The organism is Spiroplasma endosymbiont of Megaselia nigra (assembly GCF_003987485.1).
Classification (GTDB): Bacteria; Bacillota_I; Bacilli_A; order Mycoplasmatales; family Mycoplasmataceae; genus Spiroplasma.
The window spans coordinates 1-2,893 of sequence record NZ_RCOO01000149.1; the positions used below are offsets into that span (position 1 = coordinate 1).

2 protein-coding genes are annotated in these 2,893 nt (G+C 22.5%); one reads left to right on the forward strand and one right to left on the reverse strand.

All coding sequences use genetic code 4. The features are described from left to right. Nucleotides 1–201 precede the first annotated feature (201 nt). Nucleotides 202–792, forward strand: a complete 591-nt coding sequence (locus D9R21_RS05535) for a hypothetical protein (protein WP_126821422.1) — start codon at nucleotides 202–204, stop codon at nucleotides 790–792. A gap of 295 nt (nucleotides 793–1,087) precedes the next feature. Here D9R21_RS05535 and D9R21_RS05540 read toward each other — a convergent pair whose 3' ends face one another. Further along, entirely contained in the window at nucleotides 1,088–2,644 is a 1,557-nt protein-coding gene (locus tag D9R21_RS05540; protein WP_126821423.1) for a lipoprotein, read from the reverse strand. Between the last annotated feature and the right edge of the window lie 249 nt (nucleotides 2,645–2,893).

The following is a 2,893-nucleotide window of genomic DNA, read 5'->3' on the forward strand; positions in this document are numbered from 1 at the left end:
ACCATACCAAAACAACATATTTAATAAATTTTATATATTTTTTAAATAAGTTTAGTAGTAATTTTATTCAAAAAAGTAATAAATAACCACCTAGTTCCTTTTTTCTTTTTGCCCATGCCTTTAAAAGAAAAAAGCGAACGCAAAAAAGAAAAAACCCCACCCTGTTGGTATGACAAAATTGGCTGGTAAGGAGTTGATGTTATGGGTGAGTTAGAAAAAATATTGCTGATGATAAATCGTTGAGGATACTTAAATATTGAACAAGTCGCATTGCTGACACAAAAATCATTCGTAAGCACTAAGCGAATTTTAGAGCGAAATTTAAAAAAAGGTTTTTATAAAATAGACCAACATACAAGAAAAAACATTTATTATCTTTCTCATAAAGGTAATACTTTTGTTGGGCGAGACCATAAAAAAGCAATTAAGATAAATTGCTATGAACTCCCCCACCAAGATATGTTGATTAAATGACTTGTCGCACAAAATGATATCGAGCACTACCAAACTGAGCGGGAGTTAAAAATGGAAAACGGCAACTTAAATGCCTACCCCGACTTAATTGTTTACAAAACTGATGGAGCAATTCAATTAGTCGAATTTGAGAGCACACAAAAATCACCCAGTCGCTTTAAGAAAAAATTAGATGAGCATACCAAATGACTACGCAATGGCGGACAAATATATTGAATTACCCCAACCCAAACACTCGCTAACTGAATTCAACGCCAAATTGACAAAGATGACTTTAAACCAGAACTACAACAAGTCATCATTTGATCCACACAATAACTATGCGTGACAAGAACTAAACACCCACGAAATTTGAAACAATAAGGAATAAAATAATTAGATTTTATTATTTGTTAATAATAAATTAAACATTAATTTACAATAATCAATATATAAACGCATTAAAAGTTTTTTATCATTTTCACTAGTACTCATAAAATCATTTTTTAAAGAAATTGTTTTTTCGTTGTCTTTTTTATTAATTTATGAATTTTTTAAATTCTTTAATATTAAATTAAAAAACTAGATATATATAAAAACATAATGAAAATAAAAAAAATAATTAGTATACTAATTATTTTTTTTCTATATCAAAATTTGCTTTATTATTTTCAGAACCAAAAGGAATATAATAAAATTTGTTTAAAAAAATACCATAAGAAAAACCTATTGATCATATTTTTTTTGAAGGTTTAGAATTATTAAAAAATATTTTATTGTTGTCTACTGAAATTAAATTTGAATTAAATTGGTTGCTGCTGTATGAATTAAAAATATTTATTCCTTTTAGTTTTCTTTTATTGTTTTTAAATTCTTTCATTAATATATTAAATACACTATATTGAGTATTATTGTTATTTTTGATTGACTCAAACAAATTAGAATTAACTTTTAATGTTATTGTTTTGTCATTATTTAATTTAATATTAAAGAATTTAAAAAATTCATAAATTAAATTTCCAAATTCTTTTATTCGTTCTTTAATTCATTGTTTTGGTATGTAAAAATTAATTTTATTATCAAAAGTTTTATTTATTAACGGAAGACCATAAATAGAAATAGAATTTAAATTAACAATAAAAGAATTAATTTTTATTTCATTTTCTATTAAATTTTCATCATAATAAAAATTACTAAAATCTTCTCCACTATCTTTAATAAGATTATTTTCTTTAAAAAGTCAATTTGAAACAAGATTTTTTTCTAGATTATCTTCGTCAGATCTCAGTTTTTCATTCTTTATTGTAAAATCATCCCATATTTTATAAATATCTGATTCATCATCAGTTTTGTTAATTAAAAAATTATTGTTTACTTTAAAAATAAAATTTTTGTTTTCTTCATTTTGTTTTTCTTGTAAAAAATTAATGAATTTTGTTTTAATAGAATTATTTACTATTGTACTATTAATATTGTCATTAAAAATATCTAAACCTTCATTTTCAATTTTCTCGCTATATATAAATTTAGAGTTATTTTTATCATTACAAAATTGATTAATTTTTTGTGTAATATAATCAACTAATTCCGAAATTTTATTTAAAATAAAGTTTTTATTTGTTGTAAAAATAAATTCAAATTTGTTATTAAAATTTTGAACAATTTTTTTATAAGTTATTTCAATTTGAAATTCATATGTTATATTAATTGCTTTAATTTTATTAGTATCATCGACAGGAATTTTTTTTATAATGCTGTAAGCTTTTGGATCAATATTATTTATAGTAAATGTATCTGTATTTTCAACAATTTTAATAGGGTCATGATCATAATAAAAATTAGAATATTCTTCTTTTATTTTATCATTAATGTTTTTAAAATTATTTTGAATAATTTGTTCAATAATATTTCTTTCCGTTCCTTGTAAATCTTTAGTTTTATTTTGTTCTGTTTCAGAAACTTCATCATATAGTTTACTTTGATTAATTTCAAAAACCATATCTTCTTTTTTCATTTGATTTAAAAAATTATTTTTTGTTTCTTGCATAATTTTATTTCAAGTTTTTATATCATTGTTATTTTCTTCATTTAAATCCTTTTCTTCTTTTTTTCCTTGTTTACAAGCAATAACATTGCTTGCTCCGGATATAGTTAAACCAATAACGCCTAAAATACTTAGTAATTTTTTCATTTCATTGTTTCCTTTCTGAAATTGCGATTTTTTTGTTATTTTAATAAATTGATAAGTTGATATTGATATTTTTTATACAGAAAAAATTTTATCATAAAAATTGATTAGTATTCTTGTGAAATATTTAGATCAATTTAAACCGAATAATTTAACTTAGCCCTCTGTTTAAAACCCTTATTTTATAAGGGTTTTTTGTTGCTGGTTTTGCTATCGTCGTCTGTGGTGCATCGAACATTATTTTTGTGGGGG